This is a genomic window from Streptomyces daghestanicus, assembly GCF_020521275.1.
Taxonomy (GTDB): Bacteria; Actinomycetota; Actinomycetes; order Streptomycetales; family Streptomycetaceae; genus Streptomyces; species Streptomyces griseoviridis.
Genome location: NZ_BNDX01000007.1, coordinates 167,433 through 186,967, shown reverse-complemented (window position 1 = coordinate 186,967; position 19,535 = coordinate 167,433). Strand labels below are relative to the sequence as shown.

At 73.6% G+C, this 19,535-nt stretch carries 16 protein-coding genes and 3 pseudogenes; 11 read left to right on the top strand and 8 right to left on the bottom strand.

Translation table 11 applies throughout. The annotated features are described in order from the left end of the window. Window positions 1-217 precede the first annotated feature (217 nt). Entirely contained in the window at window positions 218-1,093 is an 876-nt protein-coding gene (locus Sdagh_RS08155; protein WP_190010309.1) for a LysR substrate-binding domain-containing protein, read from the bottom strand. Window positions 1,094-1,328: 235 nt separating this feature from the next. Between Sdagh_RS08155 and Sdagh_RS08150 the strand changes: the two genes are divergently transcribed. The 3 genes from Sdagh_RS08150 to Sdagh_RS08140 all read left to right on the top strand — a co-directional run bounded on the left by Sdagh_RS08150 (window position 1,329) and on the right by Sdagh_RS08140 (window position 4,303). Continuing rightward, the gene (locus tag Sdagh_RS08150; RefSeq protein ID WP_190076866.1) at window positions 1,329-2,501 is read left to right on the top strand and encodes an L-talarate/galactarate dehydratase; all 1,173 of its coding nucleotides are present in this window, start codon (window positions 1,329-1,331) and stop codon (window positions 2,499-2,501) included. Window positions 2,502-2,679: 178 nt separating this feature from the next. Continuing rightward, window positions 2,680-3,603 carry a 5-dehydro-4-deoxyglucarate dehydratase gene (kdgD, locus tag Sdagh_RS08145; RefSeq protein ID WP_189419320.1) on the top strand — a complete coding sequence of 308 codons (924 nt, stop codon included), beginning with the start codon at window positions 2,680-2,682 and terminating at the stop codon, window positions 3,601-3,603. 103 nt (window positions 3,604-3,706) lie between these two features. Continuing rightward, on the top strand, window positions 3,707-4,303 hold the full coding sequence (locus tag Sdagh_RS08140) for a TetR family transcriptional regulator (protein ID WP_190076807.1): 597 nt from the start codon (window positions 3,707-3,709) through the stop codon (window positions 4,301-4,303). A gap of 4 nt (window positions 4,304-4,307) precedes the next feature. On the opposite strand, the gene Sdagh_RS08135 is transcribed toward Sdagh_RS08140, so the two are convergent. After that, complete coding sequence (locus Sdagh_RS08135; protein ID WP_190076808.1) at window positions 4,308-5,318, bottom strand: SMP-30/gluconolactonase/LRE family protein; 1,011 nt, start codon at window positions 5,316-5,318, stop codon at window positions 4,308-4,310. A 174-nt stretch (window positions 5,319-5,492) separates the two neighbouring features. Here Sdagh_RS08135 and Sdagh_RS08130 point away from each other — a divergent pair, with 174 nt between their 5' ends. Then, a complete protein-coding gene (locus Sdagh_RS08130; protein WP_190076809.1) occupies window positions 5,493-7,298 on the top strand; it encodes a flavin-containing monooxygenase in 1,806 nt (601 codons plus the stop codon). 7 nt (window positions 7,299-7,305) lie between these two features. Here Sdagh_RS08130 and Sdagh_RS08125 read toward each other — a convergent pair whose 3' ends face one another. The 4 genes from Sdagh_RS08125 to Sdagh_RS08110 all read right to left on the bottom strand — a co-directional run bounded on the left by Sdagh_RS08125 (window position 7,306) and on the right by Sdagh_RS08110 (window position 12,709). Next, the gene (locus Sdagh_RS08125) at window positions 7,306-7,785 is read right to left on the bottom strand and encodes a (2Fe-2S)-binding protein (RefSeq protein WP_189419324.1); all 480 of its coding nucleotides are present in this window, start codon (window positions 7,783-7,785) and stop codon (window positions 7,306-7,308) included. Window positions 7,786-7,802: 17 nt separating this feature from the next. Further along, window positions 7,803-10,112 carry a molybdopterin cofactor-binding domain-containing protein gene (locus Sdagh_RS08120; protein WP_189419325.1) on the bottom strand — a complete coding sequence of 770 codons (2,310 nt, stop codon included), beginning with the start codon at window positions 10,110-10,112 and terminating at the stop codon, window positions 7,803-7,805. Between the two features lie 97 nt (window positions 10,113-10,209). Then, on the bottom strand, window positions 10,210-11,430 hold the full coding sequence (locus Sdagh_RS08115; RefSeq protein WP_189419326.1) for an oxygenase MpaB family protein: 1,221 nt from the start codon (window positions 11,428-11,430) through the stop codon (window positions 10,210-10,212). A 49-nt stretch (window positions 11,431-11,479) separates the two neighbouring features. Continuing rightward, window positions 11,480-12,709 (bottom strand): oxygenase MpaB family protein, encoded by a 1,230-nt coding sequence (locus tag Sdagh_RS08110; RefSeq protein WP_189419327.1) that lies wholly within the window; start codon window positions 12,707-12,709, stop codon window positions 11,480-11,482. Between the two features lie 271 nt (window positions 12,710-12,980). Here Sdagh_RS08110 and Sdagh_RS08105 point away from each other — a divergent pair, with 271 nt between their 5' ends. The 5 genes and pseudogenes from Sdagh_RS08105 (at window position 12,981) to Sdagh_RS08085 (ending at window position 16,537) form a co-directional block, all read left to right on the top strand. Then, the gene (locus tag Sdagh_RS08105; RefSeq protein ID WP_226534845.1) at window positions 12,981-13,118 is read left to right on the top strand and encodes a hypothetical protein; all 138 of its coding nucleotides are present in this window, start codon (window positions 12,981-12,983) and stop codon (window positions 13,116-13,118) included. Beyond that, window positions 13,115-13,788: pseudogene (locus Sdagh_RS08100) on the top strand (M20/M25/M40 family metallo-hydrolase); the annotation flags it as partial. The gene Sdagh_RS08105 and the pseudogene Sdagh_RS08100, both read left to right, overlap by 4 nt. Further along, on the top strand, window positions 13,765-14,262 hold the full coding sequence (locus Sdagh_RS08095) for an MFS transporter (RefSeq protein WP_226534931.1): 498 nt from the start codon (window positions 13,765-13,767) through the stop codon (window positions 14,260-14,262). The pseudogene Sdagh_RS08100 and the gene Sdagh_RS08095, both read left to right, overlap by 24 nt. 41 nt (window positions 14,263-14,303) lie before the next feature. Next, entirely contained in the window at window positions 14,304-15,218 is a 915-nt protein-coding gene (locus tag Sdagh_RS08090; RefSeq protein ID WP_189419333.1) for a LysR family transcriptional regulator, read from the top strand. A gap of 191 nt (window positions 15,219-15,409) precedes the next feature. Continuing rightward, a complete protein-coding gene (locus Sdagh_RS08085) occupies window positions 15,410-16,537 on the top strand; it encodes an FAD-dependent oxidoreductase (RefSeq protein WP_190010314.1) in 1,128 nt (375 codons plus the stop codon). A 62-nt stretch (window positions 16,538-16,599) separates the two neighbouring features. Here Sdagh_RS08085 and Sdagh_RS08080 read toward each other — a convergent pair whose 3' ends face one another. Then, a complete protein-coding gene (locus Sdagh_RS08080) occupies window positions 16,600-17,850 on the bottom strand; it encodes a poly(ethylene terephthalate) hydrolase family protein (RefSeq protein WP_190076810.1) in 1,251 nt (416 codons plus the stop codon). A 551-nt stretch (window positions 17,851-18,401) separates the two neighbouring features. Here Sdagh_RS08080 and Sdagh_RS08075 point away from each other — a divergent pair. Further along, window positions 18,402-18,788 carry a VOC family protein gene (locus Sdagh_RS08075; protein WP_190076811.1) on the top strand — a complete coding sequence of 129 codons (387 nt, stop codon included), beginning with the start codon at window positions 18,402-18,404 and terminating at the stop codon, window positions 18,786-18,788. Between the two features lie 85 nt (window positions 18,789-18,873). Here Sdagh_RS08075 and Sdagh_RS08070 read toward each other — a convergent pair. Next, a pseudogene (locus tag Sdagh_RS08070) lies at window positions 18,874-19,020 on the bottom strand (aldo/keto reductase); the annotation flags it as partial. Between Sdagh_RS08070 and Sdagh_RS08065 the strand changes: the two are divergent. After that, window positions 19,020-19,430 (top strand): annotated as a pseudogene (locus tag Sdagh_RS08065) (aldo/keto reductase); the annotation flags it as partial. The pseudogenes Sdagh_RS08070 and Sdagh_RS08065 sit on opposite strands and share 1 nt — an antisense overlap. Window positions 19,431-19,535 lie beyond the last annotated feature (105 nt).

The window sequence follows — 19,535 nt, the reverse complement described above, 5'->3', positions numbered from 1 at the left end:
TGGGGTCTGCCCGGGACCGCGGTCCCGGCGACGTCCTCGGCGGGGCCCGGCTCGTCCGGCCGGTCGCATGCGGACATGGTCGATCTCCTGAACCTGTACCGGAGAGGTGGTTGAGATGACCGTAGAGAGCGTTCCGATGCACGTCTATGTCGAATTTTGTTGCGTGCCATACCTTCCTTGTATGACGAGGCCATGACGCCGATGTGTCCGGAACGCGTCACAGACGCCGCAGCAGCGCCTCCAGCGCGGGGTTGTCGTTGCCGCGCCGCCATACGAGATCCAGCTCGACCGGCCGCGGATCGGGCAGCGTCACCTGCCGGAAGACGATCCCCCCGTACCGCGTCTGCGCGGCGGCCTCGGGGACGAGGGCGATGCCCCAGCCGCCGTTCACCAGGTTCAGGATGGTGTGCACCTGCGTCAGGTACTGGGTGTACACGGGCCGGACCTGTGCCGCCCGGAAGACGCTGATCAGCAGCTCGTAGAAGTAACGGGCCTCGATCGGCGAGTACATCAGGAAGTCCTGGCCGTCCAGGTCCTCGATCCGCACCGGCCCGCTCACCTCGGCCAGCGGGTGCCGGGCGGGCAGCGCGGCCAGCAGCCCCTCGCGCACGATGGGCCGGCAGGCCAGGTCCGGACCGGTGGCCGAGGGCCGGATCAGGCCGAGGTCGAGCGAACCCTGGCCGAGGGCCTTGAGCTGGTCGCGGGTGACGAGTTCCTGGAGGAGGATCTCCACGCCCGGCAGCGCCGCCCGCGCCGTCTGGAGGAGGTCGCCGAGGGCCGAGTAGGCGCTGGCGGCGGTGAAACCGACGGAGAGCGCCCCCGCCTCGCCGGTGGAGACCCGGCGCACCGCGAGCGCGGCGTGCTCGGACTGGCGCAGGATGCGGCGGGCCTCGACCAGGAAGGCCCGTCCGGCGGGGGTGAGCCGCACCGAGCGGTTGGTCCGGTCCAGCAGCTGCACGCCCAGCTCGTTCTCCAGCAGCTGGATCTGCCGGCTCAGCGGCGGCTGGGTCATGTTCAGCCGCTCCGCGGCCCGGGTGAAGTGCAGTTCCTCGGCGACGGTCACGAAGCTCGTCAGCTGGGCAAGAGTGAACACTGATGCTCTCCGGGTATCGCGGTATCCAAAAAGTATGTTGGACGTGAATCATTGGCGACCGTACCGTCACTTGTCGACAGACGGACGGCGGTCGTCCCGGTCCGGGACGACCGCCCGGCCCCGCCCGTCCGGCCCCGCCCGCCACCGCCGTCGCCGCGGTCACCCGCCGCACCGCCGCGGGGCGGCGACGGGCCGCGCACCGCCCGCACTACCCGAGGGAATCGAAGTGGTGACCATGACGCACACCGTCCCGCCCGCGGCACAGCCCGCCGACGCGACCGCACCCGACCGGATCGCCTGGCTGCGGCTGTCCTCGGTGACGCTTCCGCTGGCCACCCCCATCAGCGACGCCAAGGTCCTCACCGGCCGGCAGAAGCCGATGACGGAGGTGGCGCTGCTCTTCGTGGAGCTGGCCACCGAACAGGGCCACGAGGGCATCGGCTTCAGCTACTCCAAGCGGGCCGGCGGACCGGGCCAGTTCGCCCACGCCCGGGAGATCGCCGACGACCTGATCGGCGAGGACCCCAGCGACATCGGCCGGATCTGGACCAAGCTGGTCTGGGCCGGGGCCTCCGTGGGCCGCAGCGGTCTGGCCACCCAGGCGATCGCCGCCTTCGACATCGCCCTGTGGGACCTGAAGGCCAAGCGGGCCGGGCTGCCGCTCGCCAAACTGCTCGGCGCCCATCGCGACTCGGTGCGCTGCTACAACACCTCCGGCGGCTTCCTGCACACCCCCACCGAGCAGGTCCTCGAGAACGCGACCGCCTCCCTGGACGCCGGCATCGGCGGCATCAAGATCAAGGTCGGCCACCCGGACGGCAAGGCCGACCTGGCCCGGCTCACGGCGGTCCGCGAGCACATCGGCGACGACGTGCCGCTGATGGTCGACGCCAACCAGCAGTGGGACCGGCGCACCGCCCAGCGCCTCGGCCGCGCCATGGAGGAGTTCGACCTCGTCTGGATCGAGGAACCCCTCGACGCCTACGACGCCCAGGGCCACGCCGCGCTCGCCGCCTCCCTCGACACCCCGATCGCCACCGGCGAGATGCTGGCCTCCGTCGCCGAGCACATGGAGCTGATCCGGCACGGCGCCTGCGACGTCGTCCAGCCCGACGCGCCGCGCATCGGCGGCATCACCCCGTTCCTCAAGCTCGCGGCCCTCGCCGAACACCACCACCTGCCGCTCGCCCCGCACTTCGCCATGGAGATCCACCTCCATCTGGCGGCGGCCTACCCGATCGAGCCCTGGGTGGAGCACTTCGACTGGCTGGAGCCGCTGTTCAACGAGCGCCAGGAGATCCGCGACGGCCGCATGCTGCTGCCCACCCGCCCCGGACTCGGCTTCACCCTCAGCGACCGGGCCCGCGCCTGGACGGTCGCCACGCACGAGAGCGGCACCCGGCCCTGAACCGCCCGCCCCGGCCGGGCCCGGCCGGCCCCCGCGACCCCGGTGCGGGCGGTGCCGATCCCGGACAGCCGCGCCGCCCGCACCGGCCCGCACCCGGCGGGGCGGCCCGGCCGGCCCCGCGCCGGCCGCACCCGAACCCGCGCCACCACCACCCGACCCGCACTCCAGGAGCACTCCCATGACGTCGTCCTTCACCCCGGCAGAGCTGGGCCGCCGCATCGGCTCCGGGCTGCTGTCCTTCCCCGTCACCCACTTCCGCGACGACCTCTCCTTCGACGAGGACGCCTACCGCGAGCACATCGTCCGCCTCGCCGCGTACGACGTCGGCGGCCTGTTCGCCGCGGGCGGCACCGGCGAGTTCTTCTCCCTCACCCCCGCCGAGGTCGAGCGCGTCGTGACGGCCGCCGCGGGCAGCGCCCCCGAGGGCACGCCGATCCTGGCCCCGGCCGGCTACGGCACCGCCACCGCCGTGGAGTTCGCGACCGCCGCCGAGCGCGCGGGCGCCGACGGCATCCTGCTCTTCCCGCCCTACCTCACCGAGGCGAGCCAGGAGGGCCTGGCCCGCCATGTCGAGGCGGTCTGCCGGGCCACGTCCCTCGGTGTCGTGATCTACAGCCGGGCCAACGCCGTCTACCAGGCCGGCACCGTCGCCCGCCTCGCCGAGAACTGCCCCAACCTCATCGGCTACAAGGACGGCGTCGGCGACATCGACACCGTCACCCGCATCCACGCCCGGCTCGGCGACCGCCTCACCTACATCGGCGGGCTGCCCACGGCGGAGACGTACGCCCTGCCCTACCTCCAGCTCGGCGTGACCACCTACTCGTCCGCCATCTTCAACTTCCTGCCCGAGTTCGCCCTCACCTTCTACCGGGCGGTCCGCGAACTGCGGCAGGCCGACGTGACCCGGATGCTGTCCGACTTCGTGCTGCCGTACACCGAGATCCGCAACCGGCGGGCCGGGTACGCGGTCAGCATCGTCAAGGCCGGCCTGACCGCCACCGGGCACGGCGCCGGCCCGGTGCGCCCGCCGCTGACCGACCTGACCCCGGCGGAACTCGACGAGCTCAAGGCGCTGATCGCCGCGCTGCCCGCCGCCTGAGCCCGCACGGCGGGCCCCCGCGCGGCCGGCCCGTACGGGAACCCCGTACGGGCCGGCCGACCTGACGGGCCGATCGCGGCGGGTGGCCGGATATCCTCCCCGGATGACGCAGCGACCCCCCGTCTCCGACGAACGGCGGCCCGCCAACGACGGCCCGCGGGCCGCCGCCCGCAACCGGACCGCCCTGATCGCCGCCGCCCGGGAGATCTACGCCGAGCAGGGCCTGGACGCCCCGCTGTCCGCCATCGCCCGGCGGGCCGGGGTCGGCCAGGGCGTGCTGTACCGGCACTTCCCGGACCGGGCCGCCGTGGCACTCGCCGTCCTGGACGAGAACGTCCGGCAGATCGAACAGGCCGCGGCGGCGGACGGCGCGGACCTCGCCGGCGTCCTCGGTGTCCTCACCTGGCACCAGACGGAGTCGGCCGCGTTCGTCGGCATCCTGCACACCGACGGCGCGGTCGGCCACCAGCGGGTCCCGGCCTACGCCTCCGGCCTGTCCGAGCGGGTCGGCGGCGCCCTGCGCGGGCTGCTGCCGGACGGCCATCCGCTGGCCGGGCGGCCCGGCGACCTGATGCTCGCCGTCGCGATGGTCTCCGGTGCCGTCACCGGCCCCACCCGCGAGGAGCGCGAACGCCGGGCGCTGGCGGCATGGCGGCTGCTCGGCGTCGAGGTCGGACCGGTGCGGCCCTTCGGGGAGTGAGCGCTCACCCGCCGTTGGACTGCCGGGTTCCCTCGGCCAGCGCCTCGAAGGAGTACAGGTAGCCGCCGGCGGGGCCGCTGACGGTCAGGTACGCCCGGGTCCCGCCGGGGGAGATGGCCACGTTGGTGGCCGACCGGAGCCCCTCGGCGGCGCGGGCGGGCACCTCCACGGTCCCCAGCCGCTCGCCGTACTTGCTGTACACCGCCATCGCGGGCCGGCCGTGCAGGGCCTGGTACAGGTTGCCGTCGGCGTCCACCGCGAGGGAGTCGGTCTGCGCGAGACCGCCGTCGACCCGGATCGCGGTGTGCCGGGAGGCCACGCCGCCCTCGCCGTCCAGCGACAGGTAGGAGATGCGGTTCTCGGTCAGCTCGCTGAACCACAGGCCGCGGTGGTCGGCGTCGAAGGAGATGCCGTTCGGCGCCGCCAGCCCGTCCGCGAGCACGGCCGCCTCCTCGCCGTCCCGGCCGATCCGTACGATCCGGCCGGTGGACTCGCCCTCGGACATGCCCCGTGAGTCGCTGACGTACAGGTCGCCGTCCTGGTCGAAGGCGAGGTCGTCGGGGTTCATCGGGGCGCCGTCGACGGCACCGGAGAAGAAGATGCGCGGGTCCGTGCCGTCCGCGGCCAGGCTGACGATCTCGCCGTGCGAGAAGTCGGTGAGGTAGATCCGGCCGTCGTACGGGCTGAACTGGGCGGAGGCGTACGTCCCCCGGTCGTCGGTGTGGAACGGCTCGGCCGTCTTCCTCCGGACATCGACGCGCAGCACCTTGGGCTCGCCGGCGGGCGCGGTGACGTCGACGACCAGCAGCCGTCCCTTCCCGTCGAAGACCGGGCCCTCCAGCAAGGTCATCCCGGTCTCCTCGTGCACCTCGGTCAGCTTCATGACCTGCTGGGCGCGGATCGTCCGGTCCGCTCCGGCGGCGGGCGCGCCCGCGGTCTGCGTACCGCACCCGGTGAGGACCAGTGCCCCGGCCGCGGCGAGCCCCGCGAGGGGCCGGATCGGCAGTCGTCGCATGCGCATCACTCTTCCTGTCCGAAAGTAAGCGGAAGCTACGGGCACCTCAACCGGACAGCACTGTCCGGTGCTTGTTACGGTAGCGCATGGCTGCTCAAGTCCGGTGACCTCGTGTCCGGTTCACGGACGAGACGGCTCCCTGGCGGCGATGCGAGAGGAACGAGGTCCCCCCACATGACGCATTCCCGGACGTTCACCCCCGAGGCCCTGGCCGCGCTGAGGGAGCGCTACCGGATCGAGCGGGAGCGGCGGGTGCGCCCCGACGGCACCCGGCAGTACCTGTCCGCCGACGCCCGGTTCGGCTACTACGCCGCCGATCCGTACACGGAGACGGCCGGGCGCGACCCGGTGCGCGACCGGGTGGAGGCCGTGGTCGTCGGCGGCGGCTTCGGCGGCATCCTCGCCGGGGCGCGGCTGCGGCAGCGGGGGGTGGAGCGCGTCCGGGTCGTCGAGACGGGCGGCGACTTCGGCGGCACCTGGTACTGGAACCGCTACCCCGGCATCCACTGCGACATCGAGTCGCACGTGTACCTGCCGCTGCTGGACGAGACCGGCTACGTACCGGAGTGGAAGTACGCCCCCGGCGAGGAGATCCGCCGCCACGCGGTGCGCGTCGCGGAGAAGTTCGGCCTCTACGCCGACGCCCTCTTCTCCACCTCGGTCACGGCCCTCACCTGGGACGAGACCGACGGGACCTGGATCGTCGGCACCGACCGGGGCGACGAGTTCCGTGCCACGTACGTGGTGACCGCCACCGGCACCCTCTCCGAGCTGAAACTCCCCGGCATCCCCGGCATCGAGACCTTCCGGGGCCACACCTTCCACACCTCGCGCTGGGACTACGCCTACACCGGCGGCAGTCCCGACGGCGGCCTGACCGGCCTCGCCGACAAGCGGGTCGGCGTGGTCGGCACCGGTGCCACCGGTGTCCAGGTCGTCCCCGTGCTCGCCGAGGACGCCGCACACCTCTACGTCTTCCAGCGCACCCCCTCCACCGTCGACGTCCGTGCCAACCGCCGCACCACCGCCGCCGACGTCGGCGCCGGCCGGCCGGGCTGGGCGAGCGCCCGCCGGGACAACTTCCTGCGCGTCACGAGCGGGGAGGGCGCCGAGGAGGACCTGGTCGCGGACCGGTGGACGGCGTCGGCGGGCCTGCTGGAGAAGCTCCTGCCGAGCTTCCGCCGCCAGGGGGACCGGGCCGCCTTCGAGACGGAGTACGAGATCGCGGACGCCGCCAGGATGAACGAGATCCGCGCCCGCGTCGAGGAGGTCGTGACCGACCCGGAGACGGCGGAGAAGCTCAAGCCCTGGTACCGGTACGCCTGCAAGCGCCCCACCTTCTCCGACCTGTACCTCCAGGCGTTCAACCGGGACAACGTCACCCTGGTCGACACCGCCGACACCCACGGCATCGAGCGGATGACCCAGCGCGGTGTCGTGGTCGGCGGCACCGAGTACGAGCTGGACTGCCTGATCTTCGCCACCGGGTTCTCTGTCGGCGTCTCCGGCGTCCACTCGGGCCGGCTGCCCGTCACCGGCCGCGACGGCGTCCGGCTCCAGGACGCCTGGCGCGCGCACGGGCCGCGCACCCTCCACGGCTTCACCAGCAACGGATTCCCCAACCTGGTCCAGCTCGCCGGCACGCAGAGCGCCAGCAGCGTCAACCACACCCACGTCCTGGACGAACACGCCGTCCACGCCGCCGCGCTGATCGCCGCCGCCCGAGCCCGGGGCGCCGTGATCGAGCCGACCCGGGAGGCCGAGGACGCGTGGCTCGCCGTGTGCGCCGAGGACGCCCCGGACCACGCCTGGTTCCACGCCGAGTGCACCCCCGGCTACTACAACGCCGAGGGGCGCGGGCGGCCCAACGGCCCGACCGCCTACCCGCACGGCGCGGTCGCCTTCCACGACCTGCTGCGGCGCTGGCGCGAGGAGTCCCTGGAGGAGGTGCTCCGCGCGCCGGGTGCCGTCCGGGAGTGACGCCCCGTCACATCATGTCGCGCGCGCCCGCCCTGATCGCCTCCCGGATACGGACGTAGGTGCCGCAGCGGCAGATGTTGCGGATGCCGTCGAGGTCGGCGTCGCCGATCTCGCGGCCCTCCTCCGCGACCCGGCGCACCAGCGCCACCGCCGCCATGATCTGGCCCGGCTGGCAGTAGCCGCACTGGGCCACGTCCTGGTCGAGCCACGCCCGCTGCATGGGGTGCAGGTCCGCGCCGGCGGTCGCCGCGAGGCCCTCGATGGTGGTGATCTCGTCGTCCGGGCCGAGGGCGCCGACCGGCACCGCGCAGGGATTGACGGCCCGGCCGTTGAGGTGGCTGGTACAGGCCTTGCAGACGTTGATGCCGCAGCCGTACTTGGGGCCGGTCACGCCCAGGATGTCGCGCAGGACCCACAGCAGGCGCACGTCATCGTCGACGTCGACGGTGACCTGTTCGCCGTTGAGGCGGAAGGTGTGTTCGGGCACAGCGGGCTCCAAGCGGGTCAGCGGACGTGGTCCAGGCCGTCGGTGGGCGAGGCGGGAACGGGCGGCACCGTCGGTTTCGGCTCGAAGGAGAGCGTGCCGTGGTTGACGGGGAAGCGCGTCGGCATGGTGCCGGTGGCCCGGCCGTAGGCGCAGGCGACGGCCGCCATCGACGCCGCCACCCCCAGCTCCCCGGCCCCGCCCGGCTCCCCGGTGCTGTCCGGCATGACGACGACCCGCAGCTCCGGCGGGGTGTTCCACTGCCGGGTGTAGAAGTAGTTGTCCCAGCTGGCCTCCAGGAAGTGCCCGTCGCGCAGATGCAGGCCGGCGGTGAGGGCCAGCGCGATGCCGTCCATCAGGCAGCCCGCCATCTGGGCCTCCAGCCCGCGCGGGTTGACGGTGAGGCCGACGTCGACGGCGACGACGGCCTTGGTCACCCGGGGGCCGGTGACCGCGTCGCGGACGGTGCGGCCGACCGTCTCCGGGCGGCAGTCGATCTCGACCAGGACCGCGCTGACGGAGTGGTACTCGGAGTGGAAGGCGATGCCCTGCGCCATGCCGTCCGGCATCGCCCTGCCCCAGTTCCCGGTCTCGGCGGCCTTCTCCAGCACGGCCTTGGCGCGGTCGTCCCTGAGGAAGTCGCGCCGGAAGGTGTACGGGTCCTTGCCCATCTTCCCGGCCAGCCGGTCGACGAGGAGTTCCCGGGCGCAGGTGACGTCGGGGGAGTAGACGTTGCGCATGCTGCCGGTGTTGAAGCCCTTGTCGGTCTCGCTCAGCAGCCGGCTGTGGGCGCCGAAGTCGTAGGGCATGTTCTGGGAGAGCTGGAAGAAGGTCTCGGAGAAGCCGATGTCCCCCACCGGCAGCCGCGCCGCCAGGGCCGTGAAGATCTCGCCGAGCCCGTGGCTCAGGTCGGTGGCGACACTGGTGTGCCGCTGCCGGTAACCGAGGACGGTGTTCCCCAGGTACGAGATGCGGACCCGGGAGGTCGCCATCGGGTGGGCGCGGCCCTGGCGGGCGTCGTCGGCGCGGTGCCACATCAGCTTGACCGGCTTGCCCATGGCCCGGGACGCCTCCACGGCCTCCAGCGCCGCGTCGAAGAAGAGCTTGCGGCCGAAGGACCCGCCGCCCTCGGTGACGTGCACGGTGACCGCGCCGAGCGGCAGCCCGAGCTTGGCGGCGATGGCCTCCTTGGCGACGATCGGCGCCTTCAGGCTGGACCAGACCTCGGCCCGGTCGGCGCGTACGTCGGCGATGGCGCAGTTGGGTTCCAGCGCGCTGTTGCCGCGGAAGGCGAAGGTGAACCGGGCCTCCACGCTCGGGGTGAGCGGCGGCAGGCCCAGCGGCAGTTCGGCCGCCTCCAGTTCCTTCAGCACCACCTCGTCGGACTTGCCCTCCGCGGTCCCCGGCCGCCAGGACACCCGCAGCGCGCGCACCGCATCGATGCACTGCCCGAAGGTCTCGGCCCGCACCGCCACCCCGCTGCCGATCACCGCGACGTCGGTGACCCCGGGGAGGGCGCGCACCTCCGCGAGGTTGGCGACCGAGCCCACCCGGCCGTTGATGGTGGGCGGCCGGCACACCATGGTCGGCTTGGCGTCCGGCACGTCCAGGTCCATGGTGAACCGCTTCCGCCCGGTGACGGCGGCCAGCGCGTCGACGCGGCCGTGGGACCGGCCGATGACGGTGAACCGCTCGCGCGGCTTGAGGTCGACGGCCACCCGCTCGGTCCGTACCGCGGCGGCCTTCGCGGCCAGCGCGCCGATCCCGACGCGCCGGCCCGCCGGACCGGTGACGGTACCGTCCTTCAGCGTCAACTCGCTCTCTGGCACGCCCAGTTCGGCGGAGGCGGCGCGCAGCAGACGGCCCCGGGCGACGGCGGCGGCGACGCGGACCGGGACGAAGGTGGAGACGGTGGTGTTGGACGCGCCGGTGAGCTGGTTGAACAGCAGCTCCGGCCGGGCGTCGGCCAGGGTGACCCGCACCCGGTCCACGGGGAGGTCCAGTTCCTCGGCGATCAGCATGGCCGTCGACGTGGTGATGCCCTGGCCCACCTCGGTGCGCGGCAGCGCGAAGGAGACCGAGCCGTCCTCGCCCACCTCCACGGTGATCAGCCCGGAGGTCGGCAGCGCCGCCGCGGTCATCACGTCGTTGAGGTCGACCAGTTCGGTGATCTCCGGGGACGGGATGCCGTCGGCCCGTGCCGCGGGAGCCGGGGCGAGTCCGGCGGCGGTCACCAGGGTGGGGCCGGCCAGGACGTACCCGAGGAACCGCCGTCTGCCGACGGAATGCCCCGCGGGCTCCGGCGGGCTGGTGGGCTCGGCGTCGGTCATCCGGTGCTCCTTCTCGTGCGCGGCCTCGTCGGCCGGGGGCCCGGGGGCGGTCGGCGCCGCCCCCGGGCGTGTGTGCGAGCGGGTCGGTCCGGTGCGGTCAGGACGGGCGGTTGGTGTCCGGGATCTCCAGGTCGATGGGCTGGGCCTCGCCGAGGAACAGCAGCACGAACTTACGGATCGCCTCCTCCACCGTCCAGGCCGCCTCCGGGATCAGCGGCAGCGGGATCAGCCCTTCCCGGAACGCCACCAGCAGCGGCCAGGCGGCGCTGATCAGCGGCTGCCAGAACGGCTCCCTGTCCAGCCCGATGAGGTCCCCGACCCGGTCGCCGACCGTGTACCGGGAGAAGGCGTTGATCAGCGGGCGGGTGAGACCCGCGTCCAGCTCCGCGACGATGTCCAGCAGGACGTCGGTGAGGTTCTGCCCCTCGGGGGTGGCGGCCAGCACCGGGTCCAGGGCCTGCTTGGACTGGGCGTTCGCCTCGTCCCAGGAGGCCGGTATGTACTCGTCGAGGATGCCGAGCAGGTGCGCGGTCACCTGCCACACGTGCAGGAAGCCGTCCGACTCGGTGGTGCTGACCGGGACCCGCCAGTCCTTCAGCTTGCGCATGACAAAGGTGGGCAGGCTGTGCCAGGTGACCATCAGGTCGGCCTGGCTGATCGGGATGGTCTGCCCGCCGCTCGTCTGCGACCAGCCCGGCGACTGCGGCAGCAGGTGCCGTACGGCCGCGTGCACCAGCCGGGTCTTCACGCAGGTCACGATCATCGTGCCCTGGGGCTGGTAGGCGTCCAGGTCGCCGACGTCGTAGCCGAGTTTGGCGGTCTTGGCGATGCGGTCCTTCATGTCCGCGCCGCCCTTGGAGTAGTAGACGGCCCGTGCCTCCCGGGGGATGGCGGTGCTCATCAGGCCGCTGCCCAGTCCGTAGAGGGCGCCGGTGTAGATGCCCTTCTTCTTGGTGAAGTCGACCGCCGCCTTCAGTTTGCGGGTGTCGGCCCAGGCGGGCATCTGCCGGGCGTGTTCCATGAAGTCCCGCAGATCGGCGGGGAGTCCGGCCGGGAGCGGCTGGTCGTTGCGGGTCCACTGCCGCAGCAGGCCGTTCACCTTGGGCACGTCACCGCGGTCGATGACGGCGGCGAGCACCGGGTCGGCCTCGTCGTCCCAGACCCAGTCCGGGTCGACGCCCGCGCCCTTGCCGGCCACCGAGCCGCTCGGCGCCCACGTCCAGGGCCGGGCCTGCGCGGGGGCCGCCGCGCCCAGCGCGCCCAGCGCTCCCAGTGTTCCGCCGGTGATCAGCATTCTGCGCCTGCTGAGTCCGTCCATGTGCGCGTTCCTCCTCGTGGGGTGGCTGTCCGTACCGTGCGGGCGTGGTTCAGGAAGGGCGGTTGGTCTCGGGGAGGGTGATGCTCGTGCCCCGGCCCTTGGTCAGGTAGAAGAGGATGTACTGCCGTACCGCCTCGTCGATCGTCCAGGCCAGCGGCGGCACCAGCGGCAGCGGGATCAGCTTCTCGCGGAAGGCCACCAGCTTCGGCCAGGCCGTGGCGATCGCCCGCTCCCAGAACGGTTCGGCGGGGATGCCGTCCCAGTCGGCGACCCGGTCGCCCACCAGGTACCGGGCGAGCGCGTTGACGAGCGGCCGGTCGATGCCGCCGGGGCTGGTCTGCTCGGCGAGCTGGCCCAGCAGGATGTCGGTCAGCTCGACGCCCTCCGGGGTGGGAGCGAGGACCGGTTCGAGCACCTGACCGTACTGGGCGTCGGCCGCGTCCCAGGTGGCGGGGATGTACTCGTCCCGGATGCCGAGCAGATGCGCGGTCACCTGCCACAGGTGCAGATACGCCTCCGCGTCCGCGGGCGGCACCGGCACCTTCCACTCCCGCAGCCTGCCCATCGTGTAGGTGGGCAGGCTGTGCCAGGTGACGAGCAGGTCCGCCTGGCTGATCGGGACGGTCTGGCCGCCGCTGACCTTCGACCAGCCGGGGGAGCGCGGCAGCAGGTGGCGTACGGCGGCGTGCACCAGCCGGGTCTTGACGGCCTCCACGACGACCTTCCCGTCGGGCCGGTAGGCGTTCAGGTCGCCGACGGCGAAGCCCAGCAGGCTGGTCTTGGCGACCCGGTCCTCCATGTCGGCGCCGCCCTTGGAGTAGTAGACCGACCGCGCCTCCCGGGGGATGGCGGTGCTCAGCATGCCGCCGCCCACCCCGTTGAGCAGGTTGAGGTAGATGCCGCGGCGCTCGTTGAACGCGGCGGCCGTCTCCAGCTTCTTCCGGTCGGCCCACGGGGGCAGTTGCCGCGCCCGCTCCATGTACTCCCGCAGGTCCCCCGGCAGACCCGCGGGCAGCGGCTGGTCGTTGCGGGTCCACTTGACCAGTTCCTCGTTGACCCGGGGCACGTCGCCGCGGTCGATCACGGCGGCGACCAGCGCGTCGACCTCCTCGTCCCACACCCACTCCGGGTCCAGTCCGGCGCCCTCGCCCGCGACCGAACCGCTCGGCGCCCAGGTCCACAGGGACCGGGCGCCGGCCGGCGACGCCATGCCCAGCGCCCCGAAGGCGCCCAGGACGCCGCCCGTCGTCATCATCTTGCGCCTGCTGAGTCCGTCCATCGCCGCTAGCTCCTCCGCGAGCCTTTTTGATACAGAGAGACGATTCAAGGTTCTCTGTATCTTGTGGGGTTTCCAGGGGAGCACAGACGCGGCCCGAACGCCAGAGGTCGCGCAGTGATGGCGGTGCCGGCGGTGACGCGCCCGCCCTCCCGGGCCTTCCACATCTGAAAAACAGATTGCCTGCAACGGAAACATCTGTTGGACAGTGTTCGAGCCGCCGCCCGGGGATGGCCCGTGCGGCGGCACAGTCAACGCGACACGGGACCTGCGCGTGGACTGGGCCGACGACCCCGTGGACCGGCTCGGCGACCTGCTCGGCGTGTGGCTGCCGCAGCACGACGACTACGCGCGGCGCGGACTCGACCCCGCGAGCTCACCCTCGTACGGCGTCCCCGGGGACCCGCGGTGAGCGGCGCGCTCAAAGCCGCGGCGCGGGCCGCGGTCGACCGGCACGCCGAGGAGCTGATCGCGCTGTCCGAGCGGCTGCACGCCGACCCGGAGACCGCCTGGGAGGAGCACCGGGCCGCCGCGTCCGTGCCCGGTCTGCTGGACCGCGCCGGATTCGACGTCACCGCCGCCTACCTGGGCCTGGACACCGCCTTCCACGCCCGGTTCGGCAGCGGCCCGGTACGGATCGCGCTGTGCGCCGAGTACGACGCGCTGCCCGGCCTCGGGCACGCCTGCGGCCACAACCTCATCGCGGCGAGTTCGGTCGGTGCCGCGCTGGGCCTCGCCGCCGTCGCGGACGGCGCCGGACTCACCGTCGAGGTCTACGGCACCCCCGCCGAGGAGGGCGGTGGCGGCAAGATCGAGATGCTCGACCGGGGCGCCTTCACCGGCGTCGACCTCGCCATGATGGTGCACCCGGCGCCGGTCGACGTGGCCGAGGCCCGCCCCTTCGCGGTCAGCCACTCCCGGATCTCCTGCACCGGCAGGTCCGCGCACGCCGCCGCCTACCCGGAGACCGGGATCAACGCCGCCGACGCCTTCACCGTCGCCCAGGTCGCCATCGGCCTGCTGCGCCAGCAGCTCCCGCCTCGGCACGGGTGCACGGCGTGGTGACCCACGCCGGCGACGCCCTCCTGGTGCCCGTGTTCGGCCGGCTCTCCGACCGGGTGGGACGCGAACCGGTGTTCGTCGCGGCGACGACCGCCCTGCTGGTCCTGTCCACCCCCGCCTTCCTGCTGATGCGGACCGGGCTCGCCGGGACCTGGATCGCCGGTCTGCTGCTCGGCGCGATCCTCGCGGCGATCCTCGGCACCTACGCGGTGTGGTCGGCGGAGATCTTCCCCACCCGCACCCGGCAGAGCGGACTGTCGGTGGCGTACAACATCACCGCGGCGCTGTTCGCCGGCACGGTGCCCTACCTGATGACCGTCCTCGTCTCCGCGACCGGTTCCCCCCTGGTGCCCGGCCCGTACCTGATGGTGTTCACCACGGGCGGCCTGGCCGCCGCCCTGACCCTGAAGGAGACCGCGGGCCGCGCGCTGCTGCGCCCCGAGGACGTCGACGGCGTACCCGCCGGGCCCCGCCGGCGGGCCGGCGCCGCATAGGGTACGGCCCGGACACGGTTCACCGCGCGCAAGGGTCTCGCATGACGTCACCGCTGGGGTTCACCCTCGTTCAGCTCCGCTACTTCCTGGTCGCCGCCGAACGCGGCTCCATGACGGAGGCGTCGCAGGAACTGCACATCGCGCAGTCCGCCGTGTCCACGGCCGTCTACCACCTGGAACGCGACCTCCAGGTGCAGCTGTTCATCCGCCGCCGGGGCCGGGGCCTGACCCTGACCCCGGCCGGGGAACGGCTCCGGCAGCAGGCCCGGGACCTGCTGGCCCGCGCCCGCGAGGTCGAGCGGGAGGCCCGGGGCGACGGCGGCAACCTCACCGGGCCGGTCACCGTCGGCTGCTTCGTCACCCTCGCCCCCTACTACCTCCCCCCGCTGTTCAGCGAGTGCACCCGGCGCCACCCCGGCATCCAGATCGACGTGGTGGAGGGGGAGACCGACGACCTGGTCCGCGCCCTGACCGCCGGGCACCTCGACTTCGCCCTCACCTACGGCCTCGGCCTGTCCGCCGAGCCGGAACTGCGGGCCGAGACGATCGCCCTCGCCCCGGCCTACGTCATCGTCCCGGCCGGTCACCCGCTGGCCGGCCGGGACAGCGTGGACCTCGCCGAACTCTCCGCGGAACCCCTGGTCCTGCTCGACCTCCCGCACAGCCGCGACTACTTCCACTCCCTGGTCGCCGCCACCGGCACCGCCCCCGACGTCCGCTACCGCACCCGCAGTTACGAGACCGTCCGCTCCCTGGTGGCCCGCGGCCTCGGTTACTCCGTCCTCAACCAGCGCCCGGTGACGAGCCAGACCTACGGCGGCGGCGAGGTCGCCGAACTCCGGCTCCGGGACGGCGGCCCACCGCTCGAAGTCAAGATCGCCGCCGTGGACGGCATGACCCAGACCGCCCGCGCCCGCGCGGTGATGGACCTGCTGCGGGAGATCGCCGGCCCCTGACCGACGGCTTGCCCGCGCCGATCGCCCCGCCGTGTCGGGGCGCTGTCGGCCTGATCGGTGATCTGTCGGCGTGATCGGTGATCTGTCGGGGGTTTGCCGACGGAGTCCACGACGTTGGAGTCGGCCGGCGCCGGTGCGCACCGGCCACCGGCATCGCAGCGACGATGCACCGTCGATCAGAAAGCACTCCCATGACCACTGACGTCACGATCATCGGCGCCGGGCTCGGCGGCCTCACGCTCGCCCGTGTCCTGCACCTGAACGGCATACCGGTCACCGTCCACGAGGCCGAGCCCTCCCCGGCCGCCCGGGCGCAGGGCGGCATGCTCGACATCCACGAGGACACCGGACAGCCCGCCCTGGCGGCGGCCGGCCTGACCGAGGAGTTCCGTGGTCTGGTCCTGGCCGGCCGCCAGGCCGTCCGCGTCCTCGACACCGACGGGACCGTCCTGTTCGACAAGGCCGACGACGGCACCGGGGGCCGCCCCGAGGTGCAGCGCGGCGAACTGCGGCAGATCCTCCTCGACTCGCTCCCGGCGGGCACCGTCCGGTGGGGCCGCAAGGCCGCCGGCGTCCGCGCGCTCGGCGGTGGCCGCCACGAGGTGACCTTCGCCGACGGCTCCACCCTCGTCACCGGCCTGCTGGTCGGCGCGGACGGCGCCTGGTCACGGGTCCGTCCGCTGCTCTCCGACGCCACCCCCGAGTACACCGGCAAGTCGGTCGTCGAGACCTACCTCTTCGACGCCCCGGTGCGGCATCCGGCCGCCGCCGCCGCGGTGGGCGGCGGCTCGATGATGGCGCTCGCCCCCGGCCGGGAGATCTTCGCCCACCGGGAACGGGACGACACGCTCCACGCCTACCTGGGGCTGGCTGAGCCGCTCGACTGGTTCGACGCCGTCGACTTCACCGACCCGGCCGCGGCCGCCGCCCGGATCGCGAAGGAGTTCGACGGCTGGGCGCCGCAACTCACCGAGCTGATCACCGGCGCCGACTCCGCTCCGGTCCTGCGCCCCCTGTACGCGCTGCCGGCCGGACACCGGTGGGAGCGGGTGCCGGGGGTGACCCTGCTCGGCGACGCCGCCCACCTGCTGCCGCCGAACGGCGAGGGCGCCAACCTCGCCATGCTCGACGGAGCCGAACTCGGCGGGGCGCTCGCCGCGCACCCCGGCGACCCGGAGGCCGCGCTCACCGCGTACGAGGCGGCCCTGTTCCCGCGCAGCGCCCGCGCCGCCACCCTCGGCGGCCCCGACGCCCACGGGACCGACCCCGACAGCGGCACCATCCATGACCTGGTCGCCGCGTTCACCGGGGACGAGTAGCCCACCGCCCGGCCCCGCCCCGCCCTCCGTACCGGCGCGGGGCGGGGCCGGGGGCACCCGGCTCACCAGTTCTTGTACGCCACCTCCCCGAGGCCGCAGAAGGTGCAGCCGGCGCTCAGGAAGTCCTCGGTGCGGCGGAACTCCTCGTCGGCCAGGTGCCATCGCAGCCACGCGGTGATGATGTGCCGGGCGTTGCGCGTGGCGTAGAGGTGGTCGGTGCCATCGAGGACGTTGAACCAGACCGGGACGTCGGTGTTGGCGTAGTCCCGACGCACGTTGGAGGTGGCGAAGTCCTCGTCCCCGCCGATGTAGAGGGCGGGATGGCGCAGGCTGTCCGGCCCGTTGCCGTCGAAGGAGCCGCCGGCCACGTGGACCGTGGTGTCCAGCCGGGGATCGTCCGCCGCGTCGAACGTCCCGATCGAGCCGCGCGAATGGCCCCCGAAGGCCACCTCGGAGAGATCGAGGTCCTGGTACAGCGGGCCGCCGGACCGCGCGTTCTCGTCCTCCAGCCAGTCGAGGGCGTCGACCATGTAGGCACCGCTGCTGGAGGAGACCTCGCTGTAGACGACGAATCCGTGCGACGCCCACAGGCGCAGCATGTCCTCGTAGGCGGCCGGGTCGGACCCCGCGCCCGGCCCCCAGACGAACACCGGGTGGTCCACGCCGTCCCGCCCGGCGTCGGCCGGGTGCACCAGCCACCCGTCGCCGCCCGGCCCGGCGGACCGGTCGACGGCCACCGCGTACGGGCCGGGCGCGGTGACGTCGGAGACCGGGGGCAGTGAACCGGCCGGGGGATCGGCCGGCCCCCCGCCGCCCGCCGCCTCGACCCGTACGTCGTCCACGGTCAGGGTCTCCAGCACACTGTTCGCGGCCAGGGAGAACCGCAGCCGCAGCTGGTGGCCGTCGACCGAGGCCGGCAGCCGGAACGAGGCCGTGCCGGTCGCGTCGCGCGCCACCTCCAGCGCCGTGTACGACCCGCCGTCGACCGAGTAGGCGGCCGTGAAGGTCTCCCCGAGGTCCAGCCCGGACGTCGCCCGGGTGTACGACACCGTCACCTCCCCGTACCCGGCCAGGTCGATCGGCGCGGAGGTCAGGGCCGGGTCGGCAAACAGGGAACCGCTCAGCCGCGCGCCGTAGGCGCCGGTGCCGACGGACCCGGAGGCGGTGAAGGTGCCCAGCCCGTCGGAGAAGTCCTCGCTGTAGACGGGAATGGCGGCGGCAGCGGGGAGCGTGACCGCCCCGGCGGTGCCCGCGGCCAGGACGACGACGGCCGCGGCGGCGGACAGGAGCGGGTGCCGGCGTGTGCGAGACATGGGGAGTTCCCTTCTGGCCGCGCCGGTCGTCCATCCCGGCGCGGGACCGGATCGATTGCCAGGGCGTGCCGGTCCCGGTCACGGCCGGCGAGGGACGCCCCGGGAGGACCCGGCCGATTCAAGCGGCGTCCGGGCCCGCGGCAATCAGGGGAATCACCGGCCGTCGCGGCCCACCCCGCCGGGTCCGGTCGCCCCGCACGCCTCGCCGGGGTCCGCCGCCCGGCACCAGCCCCCCGTGCCGGACGCATCCCGGCGGGTCCGGCCGCTCCGCACGCCTCGCCGGGGTCGGCCGCCCGGCACCAGCCCCCCGTGCCGGACGCATTCCGCCGGGTCCGGTCGCTCCGCACGCCTCGCCGGGGTCCGCCGCCCGGCACCAGCCCCCCCGTGCCGGACGCGTCCCGGCGGGTCCGGCCGCTCCGCACGCCTCGCCGGGTCCGGCCGCCCCGCACCAGACCCCCCCGTGCCGGACGCATTCCGGCGGGTGCGGCGCACCCCCCACCGCTAGCCTGGTCAGCCCCGCCCGTCCCAGCGACCTCCCCGGAGCACACCCCATGAAGATCCACCTCACCAGCGTCTTCGTCGACGACCAGGAGGCGGCGCTGCGCTTCTACACCGACATGCTGGGCTTCGTGACGAAGCACGACGTCCCGATGGGCGCCGACCGGTGGCTGACCGTGGTCTCGCCCGAGGACCCCGACGGCACCGAACTGCTGCTGGAGCCCTCCGGGCACCCCGCGGTGGCGCCGTACAAGGAGGCCCTGGTCCGCGACGGCATCCCGGCCGCGTCCTTCGCCGTGGACGACGTACCGGCGGAGTACCGGCGGCTGCGCGGCCTCGGGGTGCGCTTCACCCAGGAGCCGCTGACGGCCGGGCCGGTCACCACCGCCGTCCTGGACGACACCTGCGGCAACCTGATCCAGCTCATGCACAGCGCGTAGTCCCGCCGGCCGCCCCGGCCACCCGGGGCACCAGCAGCCGGCCGGCCGCCGGCGAGCAGTTCCGCGTGCGTCCCCGTGGCCCGGACCGGGCCAGCGACTCGCGCTCGGAGAAGTCGAGGGACTCCTGGAGCCGTTCGACGGAGATGTTGGAGGCGGCGATGTGCCGGACCTTGCCCGCCCGGACCAGTGCGTCGAGTGCGCCGAGGATCTCCTCGACGGGTACCTCGGGCCGCCCTCCAGCCGCACTACAACCTGGTCTCGCGCGACACCTACGAGGGCGCCCTGCGCGACGTCGCCGAACGGGCCGGCCTGGCCGCCGTGCCGTACTCCGCGCTGGCGTCCGGCTTCCTCACCGGCAAGTACCGCCCCGGCGCCGAGGTGGACAGCGCGCGGGCCGGGCGCGCCGCCCAGCACCTGACGACCGAGCGCGGACAGCGGGTGCCGGCCGCGCTGGACGAGGTCGCCCAGGCGCACGACGCCCCCGTCGCGACGGTCGCCCTGGCCTGGCTCGCCGCCCAGCCCACGGTGACCGCCCCCATCGCCTCGGCCCGCACGGTCGAACAGCTCCCCGCCCTGCTGGGCGTGGCCGGGCTGCGGCTGACCGACGCGGAACTGGCGGACCTGACCAGCGCCTCCGCATGACCCCGCGTACGCCGGTCTCCGGGGGCGCGCGACGGCCGCCGCGCTCCCCTTGTCGTTCGCCGGCGCGGCCGGGTGGGCATCCACTCCGGGAGCCCCACGACCGAG